This is a genomic window from Stenotrophomonas sp. 85239_Sma, assembly GCF_056481725.1.
The window spans coordinates 1186433-1206505 of sequence record NZ_CM151163.1; the positions used below are offsets into that span (position 1 = coordinate 1186433).

Consider the following 20073-nt stretch of genomic DNA (forward strand, 5'->3'; position numbering starts at 1 on the left):
AAGGCACCTTGAGGGAGGGGCCGCGCCCGCCCGCCGGCAACGACGGTGCGGACCTACAACGCGTGCAGAGAGGGAGGGAGGCCGACGGGCGCAAGCCGGTCCGCCGCTTCGATGCTGAAGACCATTTGCCTGACCGCTGCCCTGGGGGCAGCGCTGGGATCGACCGCGCAGGCGGCCGACCTGCAATTCGACGGCCGCCATGCGCGCGCCGAAGCCGCTGCCAAGGGCAGCTTCGTGCTGCATGCGCAGAAGGGCGAGGTACGCATCGCGCCGATGCCGATGCGCAGCCAGACCGGCAGCGTGATGTTCGATGCACTGTTCGCGCTGGCCCATCAGGAGATGGACCAGGACCGCGTGGATGCGATCCGTGATCCTGCGTTCGACGAAGGCCGGCCGGTGCCGTGCGCGTGCTTCCAGACCGGCGCGCGCTGGCCTTATGTGTGGACCCGCGATGTCAGCTTTGCCGCCGACCTGGCGCTGGCGCGGCTGGATCCGCAGCGCACCCGGCAGTCGCTGCAGTTCAAGCTGTCGGCGGCACGCGACGTGCAGACGCCCGGACTGTTCGTGGCGCAGGACACCGGTTCCGGTGGCAGCTGGCCGATCAGCAGCGACCGCGTGGTGTGGTTCCTGGCCGCGCGCCACCTGCTGGAGGATCACGCGTTTGCCGACCAGGTCTGGCAGGCGCTGCAGGGTACATTGGCGCAGGACCGCGCGATGGTGTTCGATGCGCAGATGGGCCTGTACCGTGGCGAGACCTCGTTCCTGGACTGGCGCGAGCAGACCTACCCGGACTGGACCCGTGAGGACGTGCGCTTCATCGGTGATTCCTACGCGCTGTCCACCAACGTACTGCACTACCAGGCGCTGCGCCTGGCCGAACGCCTGGCCGGCCAGCACGGCGACGCCCGCGTGGCCGACTACAAGGCGTGGGCCGATGCGCTGGCGCAGCAGATCGATGCACGCTTCTGGCGCGAGGATATCGGCCAGTACATGAGTTACATCGGCGAAGCCGCGCACCCGGTACCGTACGCCAAGGTCGATCTGCTTGGCCTGTCGCTGGGCATCCTGGCCGAGGTGCTGCCACCCGAGCGCGCACGCCGTGCACTGGCTGCATACCCGATGGGGCTGGCCGGCAGCCCGGTGGTGTGGCCGCAGGAGGCGCAGCAGCCGATCTACCACAACCGCGCGATCTGGCCGTTCGTCAGTGCCTACTCGCTGCGTGCCGCGCGGCAGCTGGACGACGCGCCGCGCATCGCCGCCGAGATCCGCTCGCTGATGCAGGGCGCGGCGCTGGCCGGTTCCAACATGGAGAACTACGAACTGGCCAGCCAGGCCGTGCATGTTGACGAAGGCGCACTCAGCGGCCCGGTGGTCAACTCCGAACGCCAGCTGTGGTCGGTGGCCGGCTATCTGTCGATGGTGGTCGAAGGCGTATTCGGCGTGCAGGACGATGGCCGGGTGCAGCCCAAGCTGCCGGCGGTGCTGGTGCCCGAACTGTTCGGCAAGCAGCGCCGCATCATGCTGGAAGCCAATGGCAAGCGCTATGTGCTGGAGCGGCCGAAGCAGGTGGGTGATGGCCTGCTGGTGGCGGGCAAGGTGAAGATGCGCGGGACCACCACTACCGTGCAGCTGGTGGCCGCCCCGTCGCGCACGTTGCTCGCCAGCACGGCCGATGCAGAGGCGCGTGCACCGGCAACTCCGGCCGCACCGCAGGCGCGGCGAAGCGGAAAGGGTTGGTCGGTAGCGGTGGCCGAAGGCCAGGTGCTGTGGCAGGACGGCCGGGCGGTGACCGCGATCCACAAGGGCGTGGCACGGATCGGCGACGACGGCCTGCAGCATTGTTTGAGCCTGACCCGTCGCGAAGGTGCACTCGAATCGCTGCACAGCCCGATGCTGTGTGTTGGCCCACAGCAGGTGCTGCGCGGTGCACGCCAGTGGCAGTTCACTGCAGCCAAGGCTGGGCAGGTGCGCCTGCGCCTGCAGTACAGCAACCCCAATGGACCGATCAACACCGGTGTGACCGCCGCAGTGAAGCAGTTGGCGGTGCAGTGCGCCGCCCAGCCCGTGCAGCGCTTGACCGTGACGTTGCCGCACAGCGTGACCGCACAGGATTCCACTGCCGCGACGTTCAGCGTGGCCAAGGGACGTTGCAGCGTGAAGCTGGAAGAGGGCTTCAACATGAGCGCGCTGCAGCACTTCGCGCATTACACCGGCGGCAAGGGCGGGCGCGACGGCGTGCTCAACCAGGCCCAGGTGCAGGCGCTGAAGGTGGCGCCGGTGGCTGTGGTCGAGGGCAACCGATGAGCCGCCCTGCAAAGCCGCAGCTGTCGTTCTGGCAGATCTGGAACATGTGCTTCGGCTTCCTCGGCATCCAGTTCGGCTTCGCCCTGCAGAACGCCAATGCCAGCCGCATCTTCGAGACCCTGGGCGCGGACATGGAGGCGGTGCCGGGGCTGTGGATCGCCGCGCCGCTGACCGGCCTGCTGGTGCAGCCGGTGATCGGCTACCTGTCCGACCACACCTGGACCCGCTGGGGGCGCCGCCGTCCTTTCTTCATGATCGGTGCGGTACTGACCACCCTGGCCCTGCTGGTGATGCCGAATTCGCCGACGCTGTGGATCGCCGCCGGCACGCTGTGGGTTCTGGATGCGTCGATCAACGTGTCGATGGAACCGTTCCGTGCCTTCGTTGGCGACCAGCTGGCGCCACGCCAGCGGCCAGCCGGCTATGCGATGCAGAGCTTCTTCATCGGCGTGGGCGCGATCGTCGCCAGCTTCCTGCCCTTCATCCTGGCCCAGTTCGGCATCGCCAATACGGCCGCCGCAGGTGAAGTGCCGGACACCGTTCGCTATGCCTTCTATTTCGGCGCAGTGGTGCTGCTGGCGGCGATCACCTGGACGGTGGTCAGCACCCGCGAGTACTCGCCCGCAGAGCTGGCCGGCTTCGACGATGCCGAGCCGCCGGCACACCACACCGCAGCCGCGGTCAGCGGACCGGCACCGTGGGCGCAGGTGGTGTTTTGGCTGGGGCTGGGCGTGCTGCTGGCGCTGCTGATCGCCTGGCGGCAGGGCGACAGGATGCTGTACGTGCTGGCCGGCCTGTGTGCGGGCTATGGCCTTCTGCTGGCGCTCGCCCGCGCGCTGCCAGGCACCCACATGCTGGCCGCCATCGTTGGCGACCTGCGCGCGATGCCCGTCACCATGCGGCGCCTGGCCTGGGTACAGTTCTTCTCGTGGTTCGCATTGTTCGCCATGTGGATCTACACCACCGCCGCGGTGGCCGGCACCCACTTCGGCTCGACCGATCCGCAGTCGGCGGCCTACAACGAAGGCGCCAACTGGGTGGGCGTACTGTTTGGTGCCTACAACGGCTTCGCTGCGCTGGCCGCGGTACTGATCCCGCCGATGGTGCGTGCGATCGGCCTGCGCTGGAGCCACCTGGTCAACCTGTGGCTGGGCGGCGCCGGCCTGGTCTCGCTGATGTTCATCAGCGACCCACACTGGCTGCTGCTGTCGATGGTCGGCGTCGGCTTCGCCTGGGCGTCCATTCTTTCGCTGCCCTATGCGCTGCTGTCCGACAGCGTGCCGGCATCGAAGATGGGCGTGTACATGGGCATCTTCAATTTCTTCATCGTGATCCCGCAGCTGGTTGCGGCCAGCGCGCTCGGCTTTGCCTTGCGCGCCTGGCTGGGTGGCCAGCCGATGCATGTGCTGGTGCTGGGCGGCTGCAGCCTGTTCGTCGCCGGCCTGTGCGTGCTGCGGGTTCCGTCCCGTCCGGAGGTGGTGTGATGCGTGGTGCACTGTCTGTTGCTGTTTCCCTGGTGCTGCTGGCCGGCCATGCGGCGGCTGCGCCACGCCCGGACTATGTGGGCACCACCGAGCCGTTCGCCAGCGATGCGGTGTACTTCGTGGTCACCGACCGCTTCGTCAACGGCGACCCGTCCAACGATCATCGCGACCAGGGCGGCAAGCACCGCACCTTCGATATCCCGGTGCCGTGCCCGGACAAGGTGGACGGCAACATCGGCTATCTCGGCGGTGACTTCCGCGGCGTGCTCGACAATGCGCAGTACATCCGCAACCTCGGCTTCGGCGCGGTATGGATCACGCCGATTGTCGACAACCCGGACGAGGCCTTTACCGGCAGCAAAGCGATCAGCTGTACCAGCACGCTGACCGATCGCGGCAAAACCGGTTATCACGGATACTGGGGCATCAATTTCTACAAACTCGATGAGCACCTGCCGAGCAAGGACCTGGACTTCGCCGGGCTGACCCAGGGCCTGCATGGCGCAGGCCTGAAGGTGGTGCTGGACATCGTCGGCAACCACGGTTCGCCGGCCTGGACCATGCCGACGCGGCAGCCGCAGTTCGGCCAGCTCTTCGGCAAGGACGGAAAGCTGATTGCCGACCACCAGAACCTGCCGCCGCAGAAACTGGATCCGAAGCACAACCCGCTGCACGCCTTCTACAACAACATCGGCCCGGTCGACAGCAAGGACGGCTCGATCTTCGACGGCAACCTGGCCGAGCTGTCCGACTTCAACCAGGATAATCCGGCGGTGATGGACTATCTGGTCGGTGCGTACCTGCAGTGGACCGCACAGGGCGTGGATGCGCTGCGCATCGACACCATTGGCTGGCTGCCGCACCCGTGGTGGCACGCCTTCGTCAAGCGCATCCGCGCCGAGCATCCGGGCATGTTCATGTTCGGCGAAGCGTTCGATTACAACGCGGCCAGCATTGCCGAACACACCTGGCCGGCCAATGCCAACGTCAGCGTGCTGGATTTCCCGCTGCGTGGCGCGATGGAGCAGACCTTCGGCACTGCCGGCAAGGGCTTTGAGACGCTGGCCGAACCGCTGCACCTGAGTGGCGGGCCATACGCCAACCCGTACGAGCTGATGAGTTTCTACGACAACCACGACATGCCGCGCCTGCAGGCCAGCGACAACGGCTTCATCGACGCGCACAACTGGCTGTTCACCGCACGCGGCATTCCGGTGGTCTATTACGGTTCGGAAACCGGCTTCATGCGTGGCCGCGCCGAGCATGCCGGCAACCGCGCCTACTTCGGCCAGTCGCGCGTGGACGCTGCGCCGCAGAGCCCGATCTTCGCGCCGCTGCAGCGCATCGCCAGGCTGCGCGAAGCTACCCCGGCGCTGCAGCGTGGCCTGCAGGTGAACGAGCGCCTTCAGAACGACGAGGCGGTGTTCTTCCGCGTGCTGCAGCATGGCGACGTGGCGCAGACCGCGCTGGTGCTGCTGAACAAGGGCGACCGGACCAGGACCGTCACCGTGTCGCGTTACGTTCAGGCGGGCCGCTGGCGCGATGCACTGGACGGCGGTTCGTTGCAGGTGGAGGCCTCCCTGAAGGCCGAAGTGCCGGCGCATGGCGCGAAGGTGTACGTGCTTGACGCCGCCGTGCAGCAACCGGCACTGCAGGCCGAGCTGGACAAGGCGATGGCCGACCAGAAGGCGCGGGACCAGCGGCTGGGGCGGTAGTGCCGGCCGCTGGCCGGCAACCCCGGATTCCTGGAACCTGCCTCCCGCTCTGGTGGGTGCCAACCTTGGTTGGCACGCTTTTCGAGCAGTCGAGCAAGCCCGACTCTACAATAGCCCCCTCCCGCAGCCCGCTGTACCGCCATGACCGACCTCGCCCCGCAGACCCCGATTGAAACCCTGCTGAAGGCGGCGATGGACGGGGCGGTGCCGATTCGCGCCTTCATGGAGGCCTTCGTTGCCTCCGAAGTCGTGCTGCTGACCGGCAGCCTGGTCACCCCCGATGGCAGCGGCTTCGACCCGCTGCTGTTCGACAAGCAGGGCACCCTGCACGTGGCGGTGTTCACCGATCCTGCGCGGGTAGGCATCTACAGCCAGCAGGTACCCCACCAGATCCGTTGGCTGATGCTGGACGTGCTGCGCCGCGTACCGGGTGGCTATGGTGTGGTGATCAACCCGGGTACTTCGCTGGGTTTTGAGGTTTCCCCGAGCGGCGTGGGCGAAATCCTGAAGGACTTCGCCCAGGGCTGAGCCGCCGCCTCGTCACTTGTAGCGTCGAGCAATGCTCGGCTGCTCCTGCCATCTGCCAGATCAGTCAACAGCAAGCTTCCCTTCGGCCGCCCGACGTGGTCCCCTCTGGATAACATCGGGAACGAGGCTCTGCCATGGAATTCAGGATGCTTCCGGCTGACGCGCCGGAACGAATGCAACTGGCGCAGTGGTACCACGCGCAATGGGGCCGGGAGGCTGGCCTTTCACTGGAACAGGAACTGCAGCGGCTCAACCTGCCGCAGGATGCCGGGGGATTCCCGCACCTGATGGCCGCCTTCGATGGCGGCCAGCTGGTCGGTGCGGTCCAGCTCAAGCGCCGCGAGATGCAGGCCTTCCCGCAGTACGAGCACTGGCTGGGCAGCGTGTTCGTGGTCGACAGCCATCGCGGGCGTGGGCTCGCTGGCGGTCTGGTCGAGCAGGCCGCGGCACAGGCGGTGCGGATGGGTGTGACCGACCTGTACCTGCAGACCGAGGCCCTGGACGGTGGGCTGTACGCGCGGCTGGGCTGGAAGCCGCTGCAGGAAGCCGACAATCGCAGCCTTCGAGTTCTGGTGATGGTGCGCAGGCTGGCCGCATGAACGCCCCAACGGCCCCTCATTCCCGCTTTGCGCTGATCTTCCTGGTCGCAGCCATCGCCGCCGCGCTGGTGTCCATGCACCTGCTGCGCGCGGCCTGGCATCTGGCGCAGCGGGCGCGACAGCAGGGCCGTTCGGCATGGACGTTCGGAGTGCCGGCGGCGCTGGGCACCGTCGCTTCGATCGTGGCCTAGGTGCGGCTGGCGCTGCCGGGACCGAAGATGGCGGCGCGCTGAGCCTGCGCGGCGGTTGAGGGTGATGTGCCGAGCAGGGCTGCGTAGTGGAGCGGGGCAGAGCCGGTTTCCAGTGCTTCGGACAGTGCCGCCGCGCATCCGGAGGACTGCGCTTACCCGCGCAGCGACGATTCCCGCACCACCAGCTTCACCGGGATGCTCTGGCTTTCCACCGGCTGCCGGCCGATCAGCGCCAGCAGGCGTTCCACCAGCAGCTGCCCGGCCTGCTTGGTGTCCTGCTGCACCGTGGTCAGCGCCGGGGATACCGAGGCCGCCAGCGGGATGTCGTCGAAGCCGGTTACCGCCACGTCCTGCGGCACGCGCAGGCCGGCGTCGCGCAGGGCGCGCATCGCACCGATGGCGATCAGGTCGCTGGCGGCGCAGATCGCATCGATCGGCTCGCCACGCGCCAGAAGCGCCTGGCAGGCCTCCTGGCCGGAGGCCTCGGTGGTGATCGCATCGTGCTGCAGCGCCGGTTCGGCGGCCAGGCCGTGGTCCTGCAGGGCCGCGACATGGCCGCGGTAGCGCTCCTGGAACTCAGGGTAATGGCTGGAGGCATGGCCGAGGAAGGCGATGCGGCGGCAGCCCTGCTTCAACAGGTGGGTGGTGATGTCGTGCCCGCCCTGGAAGTTGTCGCTGCCGATCGAGACACCGGGCTGGCCGGGCAGCGCGGCGCCCCAGCGCACGAAGTGCGTGCCCTGTTCGACCAGTCGCTGCAGGCGGTCGCGCGATTCGTGGTAGTCGCCATAGCCGAGCAGGATGATGCCGTCGGCCTTGTTGCTGTCCTCGTAATCGGCCTGCCAGTCGGTGGACAGCTGCTGGAACGAGACCAGCAGGTCCTGCCCGTGCAGGGCACAGGCGCGGGTGATCGAGCCCAGCATCGAATGGAAGAACGGGTTGATCAGCGAGTCGTCGTTGGTCGGGTCCTCGAAGAACAGCAGGGCCAGCGTGCCGGCGTTGCGCAGGCGCAGGCTGGAGGCGTTCTTGTCGACTTTGTAGTTCAGCTCGCGGGCGATGCGCAGGATGCGCTCGCGGGTTTCGGCGTTGACCATCGGGCTGCCCCGCAGGGCACGCGACACGGTCGGCTGGGAGACCCCGGCCAGGTGGGCGATGTCCAGGGAGGTGGCTTTGCCTTTGATCGTCATGGGCACGCGGAAGGGGCAGGGGGGAAGGTGCCCGGGCATGATGCCATGGGCAGACGCGAATGCCTCTCCGGACGTCCGTTGAGGCAACGGTAAGTCATTGCCGGACAAGGAAATCAGTTCAATCCTCCGGCGCGGCCGGGGTCTTCCGGCCGGGCAGATGGCGGCGGCAATGCTAAGATGCATCGTTCTCGCATTCCCCCAAATTTCAACAGGGGCGGCCCAGCCTACTGCACCCCCGCCCGGGGCTGTGCTATCACTGGCGGTCTGCCCCTGGACAACGGACGAAGGTACCTATGGCGCGCGGCATCAACAAAGTCATCCTGGTCGGCAATCTCGGCAACGACCCGGACGTGAAGTACACCCAGGGCGGCATGGCGATCACCCGCATCAGCCTGGCCACCACCAGCGTCCGCAAGGACAAGGATGGCAACCAGCAGGAACGTACCGAATGGCACCGTGTGGTGTTCTTCGGCAAGCTCGGTGAGATCGCCGGCGAGTACCTGCGCAAGGGCAGCTCGGTCTACGTCGAAGGCAGCCTGCGCTACGACAAGTACACCGGCCAGGACGGCGTGGAGAAGTACTCCACCGACATCATTGCCGATGAAATGCAGATGCTGGGCGGCCGTGGCGAAGGCGGCGGTGGTGGCGGTGGTGGCAACTACGGTGGCGATCGTCCGCAGCGCCAGCAGGCGCCGCGCCAGGAGTACGGCAGCGGTGGCGGTGGCCAGCGCGGTGGCCAGGGCGGTGGCTACGGCAACCAGGGCGGCAACCAGGGCGGCGGTTACGGCAACCAGGGTGGCAACCAGCGCCCGCAGCCGCAGCAGGCGCCGCCGATGGACGACTTCGCTGACGACGATATTCCGTTCTGATCGAACGCGCGTTTGCAGCAGAAAAGAAAGCCCCGTTCACGCGGGGCTTTTCTTTTTCCCGCGATTCCCTGGAGCTTGTGCCTCGCAGCATTGATTTTTCGTGCACCGCGACTTGCAAACAGGCAATTTCCTCCCCTATGGTGCAATCGATTGCATTGCTGTGAATCGTTGCGTTTGATACCGGTTGGGAGGCCGGCAGGTGGATGTCCATCCATTCGATCAGACCGGCCCCGGCGATAGGGCTCACGCGGCGCGATGCGTTGCGCCTTGCGGTTGCTGGCGGCATTGGCCTGGGGGCGGCAGGCGTGCTCCCCGCATTCGCCGCCGATGCATCGCTCAAGGGCAACCTGAAGCATTCCGTCGCCCGTTGGACCTTCCCGCAGCTGTCGGTTGCCCAGCTCTGCGCGACGGTGAAGGACATCGGTTTTGCCGCGATCGATCTGGTCGGCCCGGAAGACTGGCCGACGCTGAAGGCGAATGGCGTGTACAGCTCGATGTGCAACGGCGCAGAGCTGGGCCTGACCAAGGGCTTTGCCGGCCGCGAATTCCACGACCAGCTGGTGGAGCGCTACACGCGCCACATCGATCTGGTTGCCGATGCCGGCTACCGCAACCTGATCTGCTTCTCCGGCAACCGCAACGGCATGGACCCAAAGGAAGGCATGGCCAATGCCGAGGCGGGCCTCAAGCGCATCCTCGGGCATGCCGAGAAGCGCGGGGTGGTGCTGGTGATGGAGCTGCTCAACTCCAGGGTCGACCATCGCGACTACCTGTGCGACCACTCGGCCTGGGGCGTAGAGCTGTGCCAGCGGCTCGGCTCGGACAACTTCGGCCTGCTGTACGACATCTATCACATGCAGATCATGGAGGGCGACATCATCGCCACCATTGGAAAACACCACGCCTGCTTCAAGCACTACCACACCGCGGGCGTGCCCGGCCGGAACGAGATCGGAGACCAGCAGGAGCTCCACTATCCGGCCATCTGTCGCGCGATCCGCGACACCGGCTTCAAGGGATACCTGGCGCAGGAGTTTACACCTGTAGCGCCTGATCCCGTTGCCTCATTGCGCGAGGCGATCCGCCTCTGCGACGTCTGAAACGATATCCACCCAGGTGAGAAACCCATGGCAGATAATCACTACGACGCCATTGTTGTTGGCTCGGGAATCAGTGGCGGTTGGGCGGCGAAGGAGCTGACCGAGAAGGGCCTGAAGGTCCTGATGCTGGAACGCGGGCGCAACATCGAGCACGTCAAGGACTACGTCAATGCGATGAAGGAAGCGTGGGACTTTCCGCACCGCAACCGGCCAACGCAGGCGATGAAGGCCGACTTCCCGGTGCTGATGCGTGACTACGGGCTGGCCGAAAACCTGGAAGGAATGTGGGCCAACGAACAGGACTCGCCCTACATCGAAACCAAGCGCTTCGACTGGTTTCGTGGCTACCACGTGGGTGGCCGTTCGCTGATGTGGGGCCGGCAGAGTTATCGCTTCTCCGACCTGGATTTCGAGGCGAACCTCAAGGACGGAATCGCGACCGATTGGCCGATCCGCTACGCGGACATCGCGCCCTGGTATGACCATGTGGAACGATTCGCCGGCATCGCCGGCACGCGCGAAGGACTGGACGTGTTGCCGGATGGTGAGTTCCTGCCGCCGATCCCGTTGAACATCGTCGAGAAGGATGTGGCCGCACGGATCAAGAAGGCGTTCGGCGGTACCCGGCACATGATCCACTCGCGCACCGCCAACATCACCAAGCCGATGCCCGAGCAGGGCCGCGTCAACTGCCAGTACCGCAACAAGTGCATCCTGGGCTGTCCCTTCGGTGCCTATTTCTCGACACAGGCGGCGACGCTGCCAGCGGCGATGAAGACCGGCAACCTGACCTTGCGGCCGTTCTCGATCGTCAAGGAAGTGCTCTACGACAAGGACCGCAAGCGTGCGCGTGGGGTGGAGGTCATCGACGCCGAGACCGGCCAGACCTACCAGTACACCGCCAAGGTCATCTTCCTCAACGCGTCGTCCTTCAACTCGACCTGGCTGCTGATGAACTCGGCCACCGATGTGTGGGAGGGCGGGCTGGGCTCCTCGTCGGGCGAGCTTGGACACAACGTGATGGACCATCATTTTGGAGCGGGCGCCTCCGGCCGGGTCGAGGGCTACGAAGACAAGTACTACTTCGGCCGTCGTCCGTGCGGCTTCTACATTCCGCGTTTCCGCAACGTCGCGGCCGACAAGCGCGGCTACCTGCGCGGGTTCGGCTACCAGGGCGGTGCCAGCCGCACCGGGTGGTCGCGCGAGATCGCCGAGCTGAACATCGGTGCCGATCTGAAGGAGGCGCTGACCGTGCCCGGTGACTGGCGCATCGGCATGACCGGGTTCGGTGAAATGCTGCCGCACCACGACAATACGATCCGCCTGGACCGCGACCGCAAGGACAAGTGGGGGCTGCCGGTGCTGGCGATGGACGTTGCCATGCGCGCCAACGAACTGGCGATGCGCAAGGACATGGCCGCCGATGCCGCCGAGATGCTGGAGGCGGCCGGCGTCAAGGACGTGAAGATGCACGACAACGATTACGCCCCGGGCAAGGGCATCCACGAAATGGGGACCGCGCGCATGGGACGTGATCGGAAGAGCTCGGTGCTGAACCAGCACAACCAGGTCTGGGACGCCCCCAATGTCTATGTGACCGACGGTGCCTGCATGACCTCCAGCGCCTGTGTGAATCCTTCGCTGACCTATATGGCGCTGACTGCGCGCGCGGCCGACCACGCGGTACGCGAACTGAAAGCGGGGAACCTCTGATGGATCGCCGCGAACTGCTGAAGATGATCGTCGCCGCTACCGGCGCGGCCATGGTCGGCCTGCCTGCGCTCGCGCAGGGAAAGGCCGCTGCCGCACCGGTGAAGGCCCTGTTCTCCGACGCCGATGTCGGCACGCTGGACGAGATCGCCGAGACCATCCTGCCGCGGACCCGGACACCAGGGGCGAAAGACGCGGGCGCTGGTCTGTTCATGGCGACCTTCGTCAGCGACTGCTACACCGCCCGGCAGCAGGCGACGTTCCGCGCAGGGCTGGCCGACATCGACAGACGCGCCGGCGGCCGCTTCGTGTCGCTCACGCCGGAAGCCCGAACCGAATTGCTGCGCACGCTGGATGCGGAAGCAAAAGCAAAATCACACACGGCCGATGTGACCGAAACCGGTACGCCTGAAGAGGGCGAGGCGATGCCGCACTACTTCACGATGCTCAAGCAGTTGGCCATCTTCGGCTTCTTCACCTCGAAGGTCGGTGCCACCGGGGTGCTGCAGTACGTCGCCGTGCCGGGGCGTTACGACGGTGACCTCGCCTATGTTCCCGGCACGCCGGCGTGGGGGACCAGCTGATGGAGCGCCACACGATGATCAAGCCTCTGCTGATCGCGGCGACCATGCTGGTTGCCGCACCCGTGTTCGCGCAGAGCGGTGCCGACGCCGCGCGCGATCCGAAGAAGACCGAGGTGTGGACGCCGGTGCCCGGGACCGTGTCTACGCCGCAAGGCAAGGCCCCATCCGATGCAATCGTGCTGTTCGATGGCAAGGATGTCTCGGCGTGGGAGTCGGAGCAGGGCGGCCGCGTGCCCTGGACGGTTGCCGATGGCGCGATGACCGTCGTGCCCGGCAGCAAGGGCATCCGCACCCGGCAACGCTTCTGCGATGTCCAGCTGCATGTCGAGTGGCGCACGCCCACCGACACGAAGGGCTTCGACGGCCAGAACCGGGGCAACAGCGGCATCTTCCTGCAGGAGCTGTACGAGCTGCAGGTGCTCGACAGCTACAACAACCCGACCTATGCCAATGGCCAGGCGGGCTCCATCTACAAGCAGGCCATGCCGCGGGTGAATGCCTCGCGCGCACCGGGCCAGTGGCAGGCCTACGACATCCTCTGGAAAGCACCGCGCTTCTCGGCGGGCGGCGGGCTTGTCTCGCCTGCGCGCATCACGGTGCTGCACAACGGCGTGCTGGTGCAGGACGATACCGTGCTGGCGGGCAAGACCGAGTACATCGGCGCGCCATCGTACGCGCCCCATGGATGCGCGCCGCTCTACCTGCAGGAACACGACTCCAGGGTCAGCTACCGCAACATCTGGGTGCGCGAGCTATAGTGGCACGCGGCCGGCGTGGTCGCCGGCCGCTTACTTCGCCAGGTAGCTGGCGATGTCATCGATCTCCTGCTGCGACAGCTGGGAGAAGGGCGGCATCAACCCACCGCCCTTGCTGATCTTTTCCTTGATCTGTGCAGGTGCCATGCGCTTGCCGATGTCGGTGAGCGCCGGAAACGCACCCGGCATGCCCGCACGATCGGCGCCGTGGCAGGCCACGCAGTTCGCGGTGTAGAGCCTTGCACCCGCAGCCGGGTCGTCCTTGCACCAGGCGACTGTCGCCACGCTCATGCCACCCAGGGCCACCACCATTGCCAGGATCATTTTCATGCGGGGCTCCTTGATGCGTCAGCGCCGCGCACGGGCGGGCACGCTGGTGGTCAGGTGTTCACGCAGATAGTCCGCGCCGGTCTGGATGACCTTGGCCGGGTCGCGCGGCTGGTCGTGCTCGATGATGTACCAATGCACGCCGGCGGCTGCCGCAGCAGGCAGGATCGCGTTCCAGTCCAGCACGCCCTGGCCCACCGCAGCGAATCCGCCTTCGTCTTCGGCCTGGCCCTTGGGCGCATTGTCCTTGGCGTGCACCGCGAACAGGCGGCCGCGGAATTTTGCCAGCATCACTGCCGGGTCCAGGCCTGCACGCGCGACCCAGGCCAGGTCCAGCTCGGTCTGCAAATCGGGACCGGCGGCGGCAAACAGCAGTTCCAGTCCGGTCCTGCCATCGAAGTCGGCCAGTTCGAAGTCGTGGTTGTGGTAGGCCAGGCGCATGCCCTTGCCGCGCACCTGCTTTGCAATCCGGCCCAGTTCCTGGCCCAGGGCAGTCCAGCCGGCGGCATCGCTCGGGCGATCCTTCTTGTCCAGGTACGGCACCACCAGCGTCGTGTTGCCGATCAACCGGTTGAAGGCCACCACCCCCTCCAGGTTGCTGCGCAGCTCGGCCAAGGGCACGTGCGAAGAAACCACCTTGATCGAATACCGGTCCAGCAACGGCTTGAGTTCGGCAGCGCGGGTGTCCTGCGTGCCGACCGTTTCCACTGCATGGATACCCGCGTCGTGGACGATCTTCAGCTGCTGCTCCAGCGAGCCGGCATCGCGCAGGGTGTACATCTGCACCGCGATCGGCTTCTGCGTGCGGGCAGCTTCGCCTGCAAGGGCAGGCAGCGCTGCGAGCAGCAGGACGAGGCCTGCAGTTCTACGGACAAGGGTCTTCATCAACAGCTCCTCCCGGGTTTCAACCGATGGCAGTCCAGGCACGCGACCTGGCCGATGCAATGACACGATCGACGATCAGCGCCGAGCGCACGCCGTCTTCAAACGTGGGCAGGCCCTGCGGCCGCTCGCCGTCGATGGCGCGATAGCTGTCGGCGACAAATGCTTCAAAACACTGGGCGTAGCCCTGCGCGTGCCCGGCCGGCAGCGCCGACAGCCGGCGCTGTTCGGCAGTGCCGGCGCCGGGCCCGCGCACGAAGATCTCCTCGCGCTGGTCGGGCAGGCCGATCCAAAGGCGCTCGGCATCCTCCTGGTTGAAGGCCACGCTGGCCTTGGCGCCATCGATCTCGAACCAGAGGCGATTGCGGCGCCCGGCCGAGACCTGGCTGACCGTCAACGACGCCAGCGTGCCGGCGCCGGTCCTGAACATCGCCGCCGCCACGTCCTCGCTCGTGACCGCCTGCATCGCGCCGTCTGTGGCCGGTGTACTGAAGCTCTGGCCACTGACGGCGCTGCGCTCGGCGACCACCGTATCGAAGGCCGCGCTGACCTCGGCGAAACGTTCACCGCTGACCCATTCCACCAGGTCGCACCAGTGCGAGCCGATGTCGGCGAACACGCGCGATGCGCCGCCCAACGCCGGGTCCACGCGCCAGTTGTTGCTGGCAGGATCCAGCAGCCAGTCCTGCAGGTAGCTGCCGTGGATCAGGTGCAGCGGCCCCAGCTCACCGTCGGCGATGCGTGCGCGCGCCTCGCGCACCACCGGGTGGTAGCGGTAGACGAAGGGTACCGTGGCGACCAATCCGGTCGATGCGGCCAGCGCCGCCAGCGCCTGTGCATCGTCCAGCGTGGTTGCCAGCGGTTTCTCGCAGATCACGTGCTTGCCGGCTTCCAGCGCGGCCTGCGCCATCGCGCGGTGCAGATGGTTGGGCGTGCAGACGTGCACGACCTGCACCTGCGGATCGGCGATCACCTCCTCGATGTCCCGGTACGCACGCGGAACATTCCACGACTGCGCTGCCTCACGCGCGCGCTGCGGTGACGAGGCGGCCACGCCGTGTACCTCGGCACCGGCCAGCAAGGCGGCGCGACGATGCACGGCACCGATCATGCCGGCGCCGATGATGGCGATTCCAAGCTTGGGCATTGGCTGCGGTCCTCAGGGCGTGGAAGGCGCGGGCGCGGCCACCGGCCGGTCGCGGAACAGCAGCAGGAAGGCGATCAGCACCACCAGTGCCACGCCGGCCGGGAACAACCAGATCTGCTGCCAGTCGGGGCCAGCCTCGGTGGTGAAGTGCTCCACCACCGCGCCGGACAGGAAGGTGCCGATGAGCATGCCCACGCCGTACGTGGCCAGGGTAATGAACCCCTGCGCGCTGCTGCGCGCGGCCGGGCCGGCGTGCGCATCGGTGTAGATCTGGCCGGTAACGAAGAAGAAGTCGTAGCAGATGCCGTGCAGCACGATGCCGATCACCAGCAGCGGGAAGCCACCGCCCGCATCCCCAAAGGCGAACATGGCATAGCGCACCACCCAGGCGGCCATGCCGACCGCCAGCATGGTCTTCACTCCCAGCCGCACGAACAGGAACGGCATGGCCAGCATCAGCAGCACTTCGGAGACCTGGCCCAGCGATTGCAGGCCCGCAGCGCCGCGCACGCCGAGGTCGTTGAGATACGGGTTGGTGAAGTTGTAGTAGAACGACAGTGGTATGCAGATGGCGATGGAGGCCAGGAAGAACACCAGGTAGGCGCGCGACTTCAGCAGCCGCAGCGAGTCCAGCCCGAGGATCTGCCCCAGCCCGGCGTCGCGCTGCTGTGCCAGTGGCGGCGTGTGCGGCAGGGTGAACGCATACAGGCCCAGTACCAGCGATGCCAGCGCCGCCATCCGGAAGGTCAGTTCGAGCCGATGGGCCTGCTCCCAGCCCAGCCAGCCGATCAGCACGCCTGCGACGATCCAGCCGATGCTGCCGGCCACCCGTACCAGCGGGAACTGTTTCTCGGGCGACTGCATGTGCCGCATCGCCACGCTGTTGGCCAGTGCCAGCGTCGGCATGAACAGCAGCATGTACCCCATCACGCAGGCCGAGAACACACTGAAGCTGGTGGCGGTGGATGCCAGCCACATCAGTACCGCGCCGGCCAGGTGCAGCACCGCGAGGATGCGCTGCGCGGCGAAGTAGCGATCGGCGATCAGGCCGACCAGGAACGGCGCCACGATCGCGCCGATCGATTGGCTGAGGAAGGCGGTGGCCACCTGGCTGGCGCTGGCCTGCAGCGGGCCCTGCACCAGGTACGTCCCGAGGGTCACGAACCACGCTCCCCAGATGAAGAACTGCAGAAACATCATCGCGCCCAAGCGCGACATGGCGTGCGACATGGCTTGCCCTCCCGGGGCGGTAATGGCTCAGATTCCCAGCATGCGGTGCAGTGATGCGGCGTCCGTGCCGCTGTCGGCGAAATCATCGAAGGCGCGTTCGGTCACGCGGATGATGTGGTCGCGGATGAAGGCGGCACCCTCGCGTGCGCCGTCTTCGGGGTGCTTCAGGCAGCACTCCCACTCCAGCACCGCCCAGCCGGGGAAGTCGTACTGCGCGAACTTGGAGAAGATCGCCTTGAAGTCGATCTGGCCATCGCCGAGTGAACGGAACCGGCCCGGGCGATCGATCCAGTCCTGGTAGCCGCCATACACGCCGCTGCTTGCGCTGGGGCGATATTCCGCGTCCTTGACGTGGAAGATGCCGATGCGCGCGTGGTAGCGGTCGATGAAACCCAGGTAGTCCATCTGCTGCAGCAGCAGGTGGCTGGGGTCGTACAGGATCCTGGCGCGGGGGTGATGGTCCACTACATCGAGGAAGCGCTCGAAGGTCGCGCCGTCGTGCAGGTCCTCGCCGGGGTGGATCTCGAAGCACAGGTCCACGCCGCAGGCGTCGAACGCATCCAGGATCGGGCGCCAGCGGCGGCCGAGTTCGGCGAAGGCTTCTTCCACCAGTCCCGGTGGGCGCTGTGGCCAGGGATAGAAGTAGGGCCAGGCCAATGCGCCGGAGAACGTGGCGTGGGCGGTCAGCCCCAGGCGCTGGCTGGCTTTGGCGGCCAACCGCAGCTGCTCCACCGCCCAGGCCTGGCGGGCGGACGGGTCGCCGCGCTTGTCCGGTGGCGCGAATCCGTCGAACAGGCTGTCGTAGGCCGGATGGACGGCAACCAGCTGCCCCTGCAGGTGGGTCGACAGTTCGGTGATCTGCAGGCCGTGCCCGGCGAGCATGCCGGCAACATCGTCGCAGTACGCCTGGCTGCGCGCGGCCTCGGCCAGGTCGAACAGGTGGGGCGCGCTGGTGGGAACTTGTACGCCAGAATAGCCCAGACCCGCGGCCCATCCGGCCAGCGTGTCCAGCCGATCAAAAGGAGCCGTGTCGCCGATGAACTGCGCCAGGAACAGCGCTGGACCCTTGAGCGTCTTCAACGTGATTCGCCCTCGATGCAATCGATTGCATTATCCTAGCAGGGGCTCACGCAGGACCTGTTGTGCAGTGCACAGCAGACAGGAGAACTAACGCCATGGCCACCATCTACGACATCGCGAAGCACGTCGGCGTCTCCGCAGGCACGGTGTCGCGGGCGCTTTCGCGGCCGGACAAAGTCCTGCCGGCCACCCGCGCGCGCATCGAGCAGGCCGCTGCCGCACTGGGCTATGTGCCCAACACGGTGGCCCGCACGCTCAAGACCCAGCGCAGCGGCAAGATCCTGGTCACCGTCCCGGACATCGCCAATCCGTTCTTCGCGCAGATCCTGCAGGGGGCGGAGGACGCCGCACAGGCGGTCGGCTATGCGGTTCTGCTCGGCGATACCCAGCATCAACCCGACCGCGAGGAGCGCTATGCGCAGATGCTCCGGCGCAACGAGGCCGACGGCATGATCGTGCTGGGGCACCGCCTGCCGCCGACGGCGCGCGAGATCGTCCAGCAGCGCGGTGCCGCCGCGCCGGTGATCAACGGCTGCGAGTTCGACCCCGCGCTGGGCATTCCCAGCGTCCATATCGATAACGCCGCGGCCGCGCGCGTGGTGATGGAACATCTGTATGGGCTGGGACATGAACGGATTGCCGTGGTCGGTGGGCCGCCTGACAACCCGCTGCACCAGCAGCGACTGGAAGGCGTCCGCGCAGCCGGCAAGGCGCGTGGACGCCTGCGCCAGCTGAGCATCGTGCCGGGTGACTTTTCCGTGGAGTCCGGGCATGCGGCGGCGATGGCGCTGCTGGCCGCCGCGCCCGCACCGACCGCGGTGTTCTGCTTCAGCGACCAGATGGCGCTGGGTGCGCTGGCCGCCTGCCGGGATCTGGGCATCCGCGTGCCGGACGAACTGTCCATCGTCGGCTTTGACGACCTGGCATCTTCCCGCTACCTCACGCCGCCATTGACGACCATCCGCCAGCCCATGCGGGAGATTGGTGAGCGCGCGGTCAACCTGCTGCTCGCGATCATCGAACAGGTTGATGTACCGCTTCAGCAAACGCTGGATTTCAGCCTGATGCTGCGGGGTTCGACGGCTGCGCCCGGGCAGGGGTGAGGGCAGGGCGCAGCCTTGAGCCCTTGATCCCGAATTGACGCAGAGCTGTCAGACTCAGCATGGGCACCCCGGCAAGCGCCGGGGTGGAACGTGCGATCGCGCAAGGGGGTCGGCAATGCCGTTCTTGACTGACGCGTCGGAAGTCGCGGTCGAAGGCATCGGCGCGGCACGTCGCATCGGCTGGATGCGCTTCGTCGGCAATGGCCTGGGCGCGATTCCCATCGCCTCGATCATTCTTGAACGCCAGGACGGCCTGCTGGCCTGGGCGCTGCTGCTGCTCAATGCATTGGCGTGGCCGGCGCTCGCACTGGTATTGACCCAGCGTGCCCGCCAGCCCGCACAGGCGCAATTCCGCTGCATGGTCGCCGACTCCTTCTTCGGCGGCGGCTGGATCGCCTTCATGGCGCTGAGCGCGGTCCCCAGTGCGTTGTTCGCCGCATTGCTGGTTGCCGACAAGATCGCGGCCGGTGGCGTGCGCCTGGCGATGCGGGCCACGCTGGCGCTGGCGCTGGGTTTCGCGATCACCTGGTGGGTGCTCGGCTTCCCTTACCAGCCCGTTTCCTCGCAGCGCACGATCGTGCTCAGCGTGCCGTTCCTGTTCGTCTACGGCATCGGGCTGAGCATCCTCAGCTGGCAGCTGGCGCGCCGGGTCAAATCGCAGAATCGCCAGCTGCAGCGGCTCAGCCGGATGGATCCGCTGGTCGAGCTGGCCAACCGTGGCTTCCTGATCCTGCGTGCGCAGCAGGCACTGGACCGGGCCCAGGGCCAGGGCGGTTTTGCCTGCCTGTTGATGCTTGATGTGGATGACTTCAAGCGCATCAATGATTCGCTTGGCCACCGCGCGGGCGACGAGGTACTGCGGCATATCGCTGCAACATTGCGCACGTTTGCGCGGCCCGGTGATACGCCGGCGCGGCTGGGGGGGGATGAGTTCGTGGTGCTGCTGCACGACTGCGCGCCCGTCGATGCGATGCACGTGGCCGAGCGGGTGCGCCTGCATCTGCTCGAGGCCGCGCGCCAGATCACGCCGGGCGTGGAGTTCAGTGTAAGCATCGGCATTGCCGCTACGCCGCAGGGAGGCAGTGTCGAGGACTGGCTGGCACTGGCTGACCGCGCGCTCTACCACGCCAAGCGGCAGGGCAAGAATACGGCCAGTTACGGCGAGTGAGTCGATGGGGCGCCGGCAGGGCCGCCACCGGATGAGAACGTAACGCCCGTTCAGCCTGCACGCCGAATCGGCGGGTCAATCCTCTACCATGGGCCACCCCGCCCGGACGCGCT

At 66.8% G+C, this 20073-nt stretch carries 19 protein-coding genes; 13 read left to right on the plus strand and 6 right to left on the minus strand.

Going from position 1 to position 20073, the window contains the following annotated elements:
• The first annotated feature begins 111 nt into the window (after positions 1–111).
• The 6 genes from ACYKG1_RS05630 to ACYKG1_RS05655 all read left to right on the plus strand — a co-directional run bounded on the left by ACYKG1_RS05630 (position 112) and on the right by ACYKG1_RS05655 (position 6821).
• Entirely contained in the window at positions 112–2304 is a 2193-nt protein-coding gene (locus ACYKG1_RS05630) for a glucosidase family protein (protein ID WP_478472051.1), read from the plus strand.
• Positions 2301–3788, plus strand: a complete 1488-nt coding sequence (locus tag ACYKG1_RS05635; RefSeq protein ID WP_478472052.1) for an MFS transporter — start codon at positions 2301–2303, stop codon at positions 3786–3788. The genes ACYKG1_RS05630 and ACYKG1_RS05635 overlap by 4 nt, the downstream gene beginning before the upstream one ends.
• Positions 3788–5503, plus strand: coding sequence for an alpha-amylase family glycosyl hydrolase (locus ACYKG1_RS05640; protein ID WP_478472053.1), 1716 nt, complete (start codon positions 3788–3790; stop codon positions 5501–5503). Before ACYKG1_RS05635 ends, ACYKG1_RS05640 begins: the two co-directional genes overlap by 1 nt.
• A gap of 141 nt (positions 5504–5644) precedes the next feature.
• Positions 5645–6031 (plus strand): SseB family protein, encoded by a 387-nt coding sequence (locus tag ACYKG1_RS05645; protein WP_262084642.1) that lies wholly within the window; start codon positions 5645–5647, stop codon positions 6029–6031.
• Positions 6032–6165: 134 nt separating this feature from the next.
• Positions 6166–6630 carry a GNAT family N-acetyltransferase gene (locus tag ACYKG1_RS05650; protein WP_478472056.1) on the plus strand — a complete coding sequence of 155 codons (465 nt, stop codon included), beginning with the start codon at positions 6166–6168 and terminating at the stop codon, positions 6628–6630.
• On the plus strand, positions 6627–6821 hold the full coding sequence (locus ACYKG1_RS05655; protein ID WP_100471567.1) for a hypothetical protein: 195 nt from the start codon (positions 6627–6629) through the stop codon (positions 6819–6821). The genes ACYKG1_RS05650 and ACYKG1_RS05655 overlap by 4 nt, the downstream gene beginning before the upstream one ends.
• Before the next feature lie 152 nt (positions 6822–6973).
• On the opposite strand, the gene ACYKG1_RS05660 is transcribed toward ACYKG1_RS05655, so the two are convergent.
• Complete coding sequence (locus ACYKG1_RS05660; protein ID WP_262084639.1) at positions 6974–8005, minus strand: LacI family DNA-binding transcriptional regulator; 1032 nt, start codon at positions 8003–8005, stop codon at positions 6974–6976.
• 293 nt (positions 8006–8298) lie between these two features.
• Here ACYKG1_RS05660 and ACYKG1_RS05665 point away from each other — a divergent pair, with 293 nt between their 5' ends.
• From ACYKG1_RS05665 to ACYKG1_RS05685, 5 genes are all read left to right on the plus strand, one after another.
• Positions 8299–8874: a single-stranded DNA-binding protein gene (locus ACYKG1_RS05665; RefSeq protein ID WP_100471569.1), complete on the plus strand. Its 576-nt coding sequence runs from the start codon at positions 8299–8301 to the stop codon at positions 8872–8874.
• Between the two features lie 203 nt (positions 8875–9077).
• Positions 9078–9974 carry a hydroxypyruvate isomerase family protein gene (locus tag ACYKG1_RS05670; protein ID WP_478472057.1) on the plus strand — a complete coding sequence of 299 codons (897 nt, stop codon included), beginning with the start codon at positions 9078–9080 and terminating at the stop codon, positions 9972–9974.
• Positions 9975–10001: 27 nt separating this feature from the next.
• Complete coding sequence (locus ACYKG1_RS05675) at positions 10002–11687, plus strand: GMC oxidoreductase (protein ID WP_478472058.1); 1686 nt, start codon at positions 10002–10004, stop codon at positions 11685–11687.
• Positions 11687–12268: a gluconate 2-dehydrogenase subunit 3 family protein gene (locus ACYKG1_RS05680; protein ID WP_478472059.1), complete on the plus strand. Its 582-nt coding sequence runs from the start codon at positions 11687–11689 to the stop codon at positions 12266–12268. The genes ACYKG1_RS05675 and ACYKG1_RS05680 overlap by 1 nt, the downstream gene beginning before the upstream one ends.
• 14 nt (positions 12269–12282) lie before the next feature.
• The gene (locus tag ACYKG1_RS05685) at positions 12283–13026 is read left to right on the plus strand and encodes a 3-keto-disaccharide hydrolase (RefSeq protein ID WP_478472061.1); all 744 of its coding nucleotides are present in this window, start codon (positions 12283–12285) and stop codon (positions 13024–13026) included.
• A 30-nt stretch (positions 13027–13056) separates the two neighbouring features.
• Here ACYKG1_RS05685 and ACYKG1_RS05690 read toward each other — a convergent pair whose 3' ends face one another.
• The 5 genes from ACYKG1_RS05690 to ACYKG1_RS05710 are packed head-to-tail and all read right to left on the minus strand — an operon-like array spanning position 13057 to position 17689.
• Positions 13057–13353 (minus strand): c-type cytochrome, encoded by a 297-nt coding sequence (locus ACYKG1_RS05690; RefSeq protein ID WP_100471577.1) that lies wholly within the window; start codon positions 13351–13353, stop codon positions 13057–13059.
• A gap of 18 nt (positions 13354–13371) precedes the next feature.
• Positions 13372–14235 carry a sugar phosphate isomerase/epimerase family protein gene (locus tag ACYKG1_RS05695; RefSeq protein ID WP_478472063.1) on the minus strand — a complete coding sequence of 288 codons (864 nt, stop codon included), beginning with the start codon at positions 14233–14235 and terminating at the stop codon, positions 13372–13374.
• Between the two features lie 19 nt (positions 14236–14254).
• Positions 14255–15379 carry a Gfo/Idh/MocA family protein gene (locus ACYKG1_RS05700; RefSeq protein ID WP_478472065.1) on the minus strand — a complete coding sequence of 375 codons (1125 nt, stop codon included), beginning with the start codon at positions 15377–15379 and terminating at the stop codon, positions 14255–14257.
• A 12-nt stretch (positions 15380–15391) separates the two neighbouring features.
• On the minus strand, positions 15392–16609 hold the full coding sequence (locus ACYKG1_RS05705; RefSeq protein ID WP_262084631.1) for a nucleoside permease: 1218 nt from the start codon (positions 16607–16609) through the stop codon (positions 15392–15394).
• A 27-nt stretch (positions 16610–16636) separates the two neighbouring features.
• Positions 16637–17689 (minus strand): sugar phosphate isomerase/epimerase family protein, encoded by a 1053-nt coding sequence (locus tag ACYKG1_RS05710; RefSeq protein WP_100471581.1) that lies wholly within the window; start codon positions 17687–17689, stop codon positions 16637–16639.
• Between the two features lie 95 nt (positions 17690–17784).
• Here ACYKG1_RS05710 and ACYKG1_RS05715 point away from each other — a divergent pair, with 95 nt between their 5' ends.
• Together ACYKG1_RS05715 and ACYKG1_RS05720 are read left to right on the plus strand one after the other, a co-directional pair.
• Positions 17785–18792: a LacI family DNA-binding transcriptional regulator gene (locus ACYKG1_RS05715; protein WP_262226361.1), complete on the plus strand. Its 1008-nt coding sequence runs from the start codon at positions 17785–17787 to the stop codon at positions 18790–18792.
• 115 nt (positions 18793–18907) lie between these two features.
• The gene (locus ACYKG1_RS05720) at positions 18908–19960 is read left to right on the plus strand and encodes a sensor domain-containing diguanylate cyclase (RefSeq protein WP_478472067.1); all 1053 of its coding nucleotides are present in this window, start codon (positions 18908–18910) and stop codon (positions 19958–19960) included.
• The last annotated feature ends 113 nt before the right edge of the window (positions 19961–20073 follow it).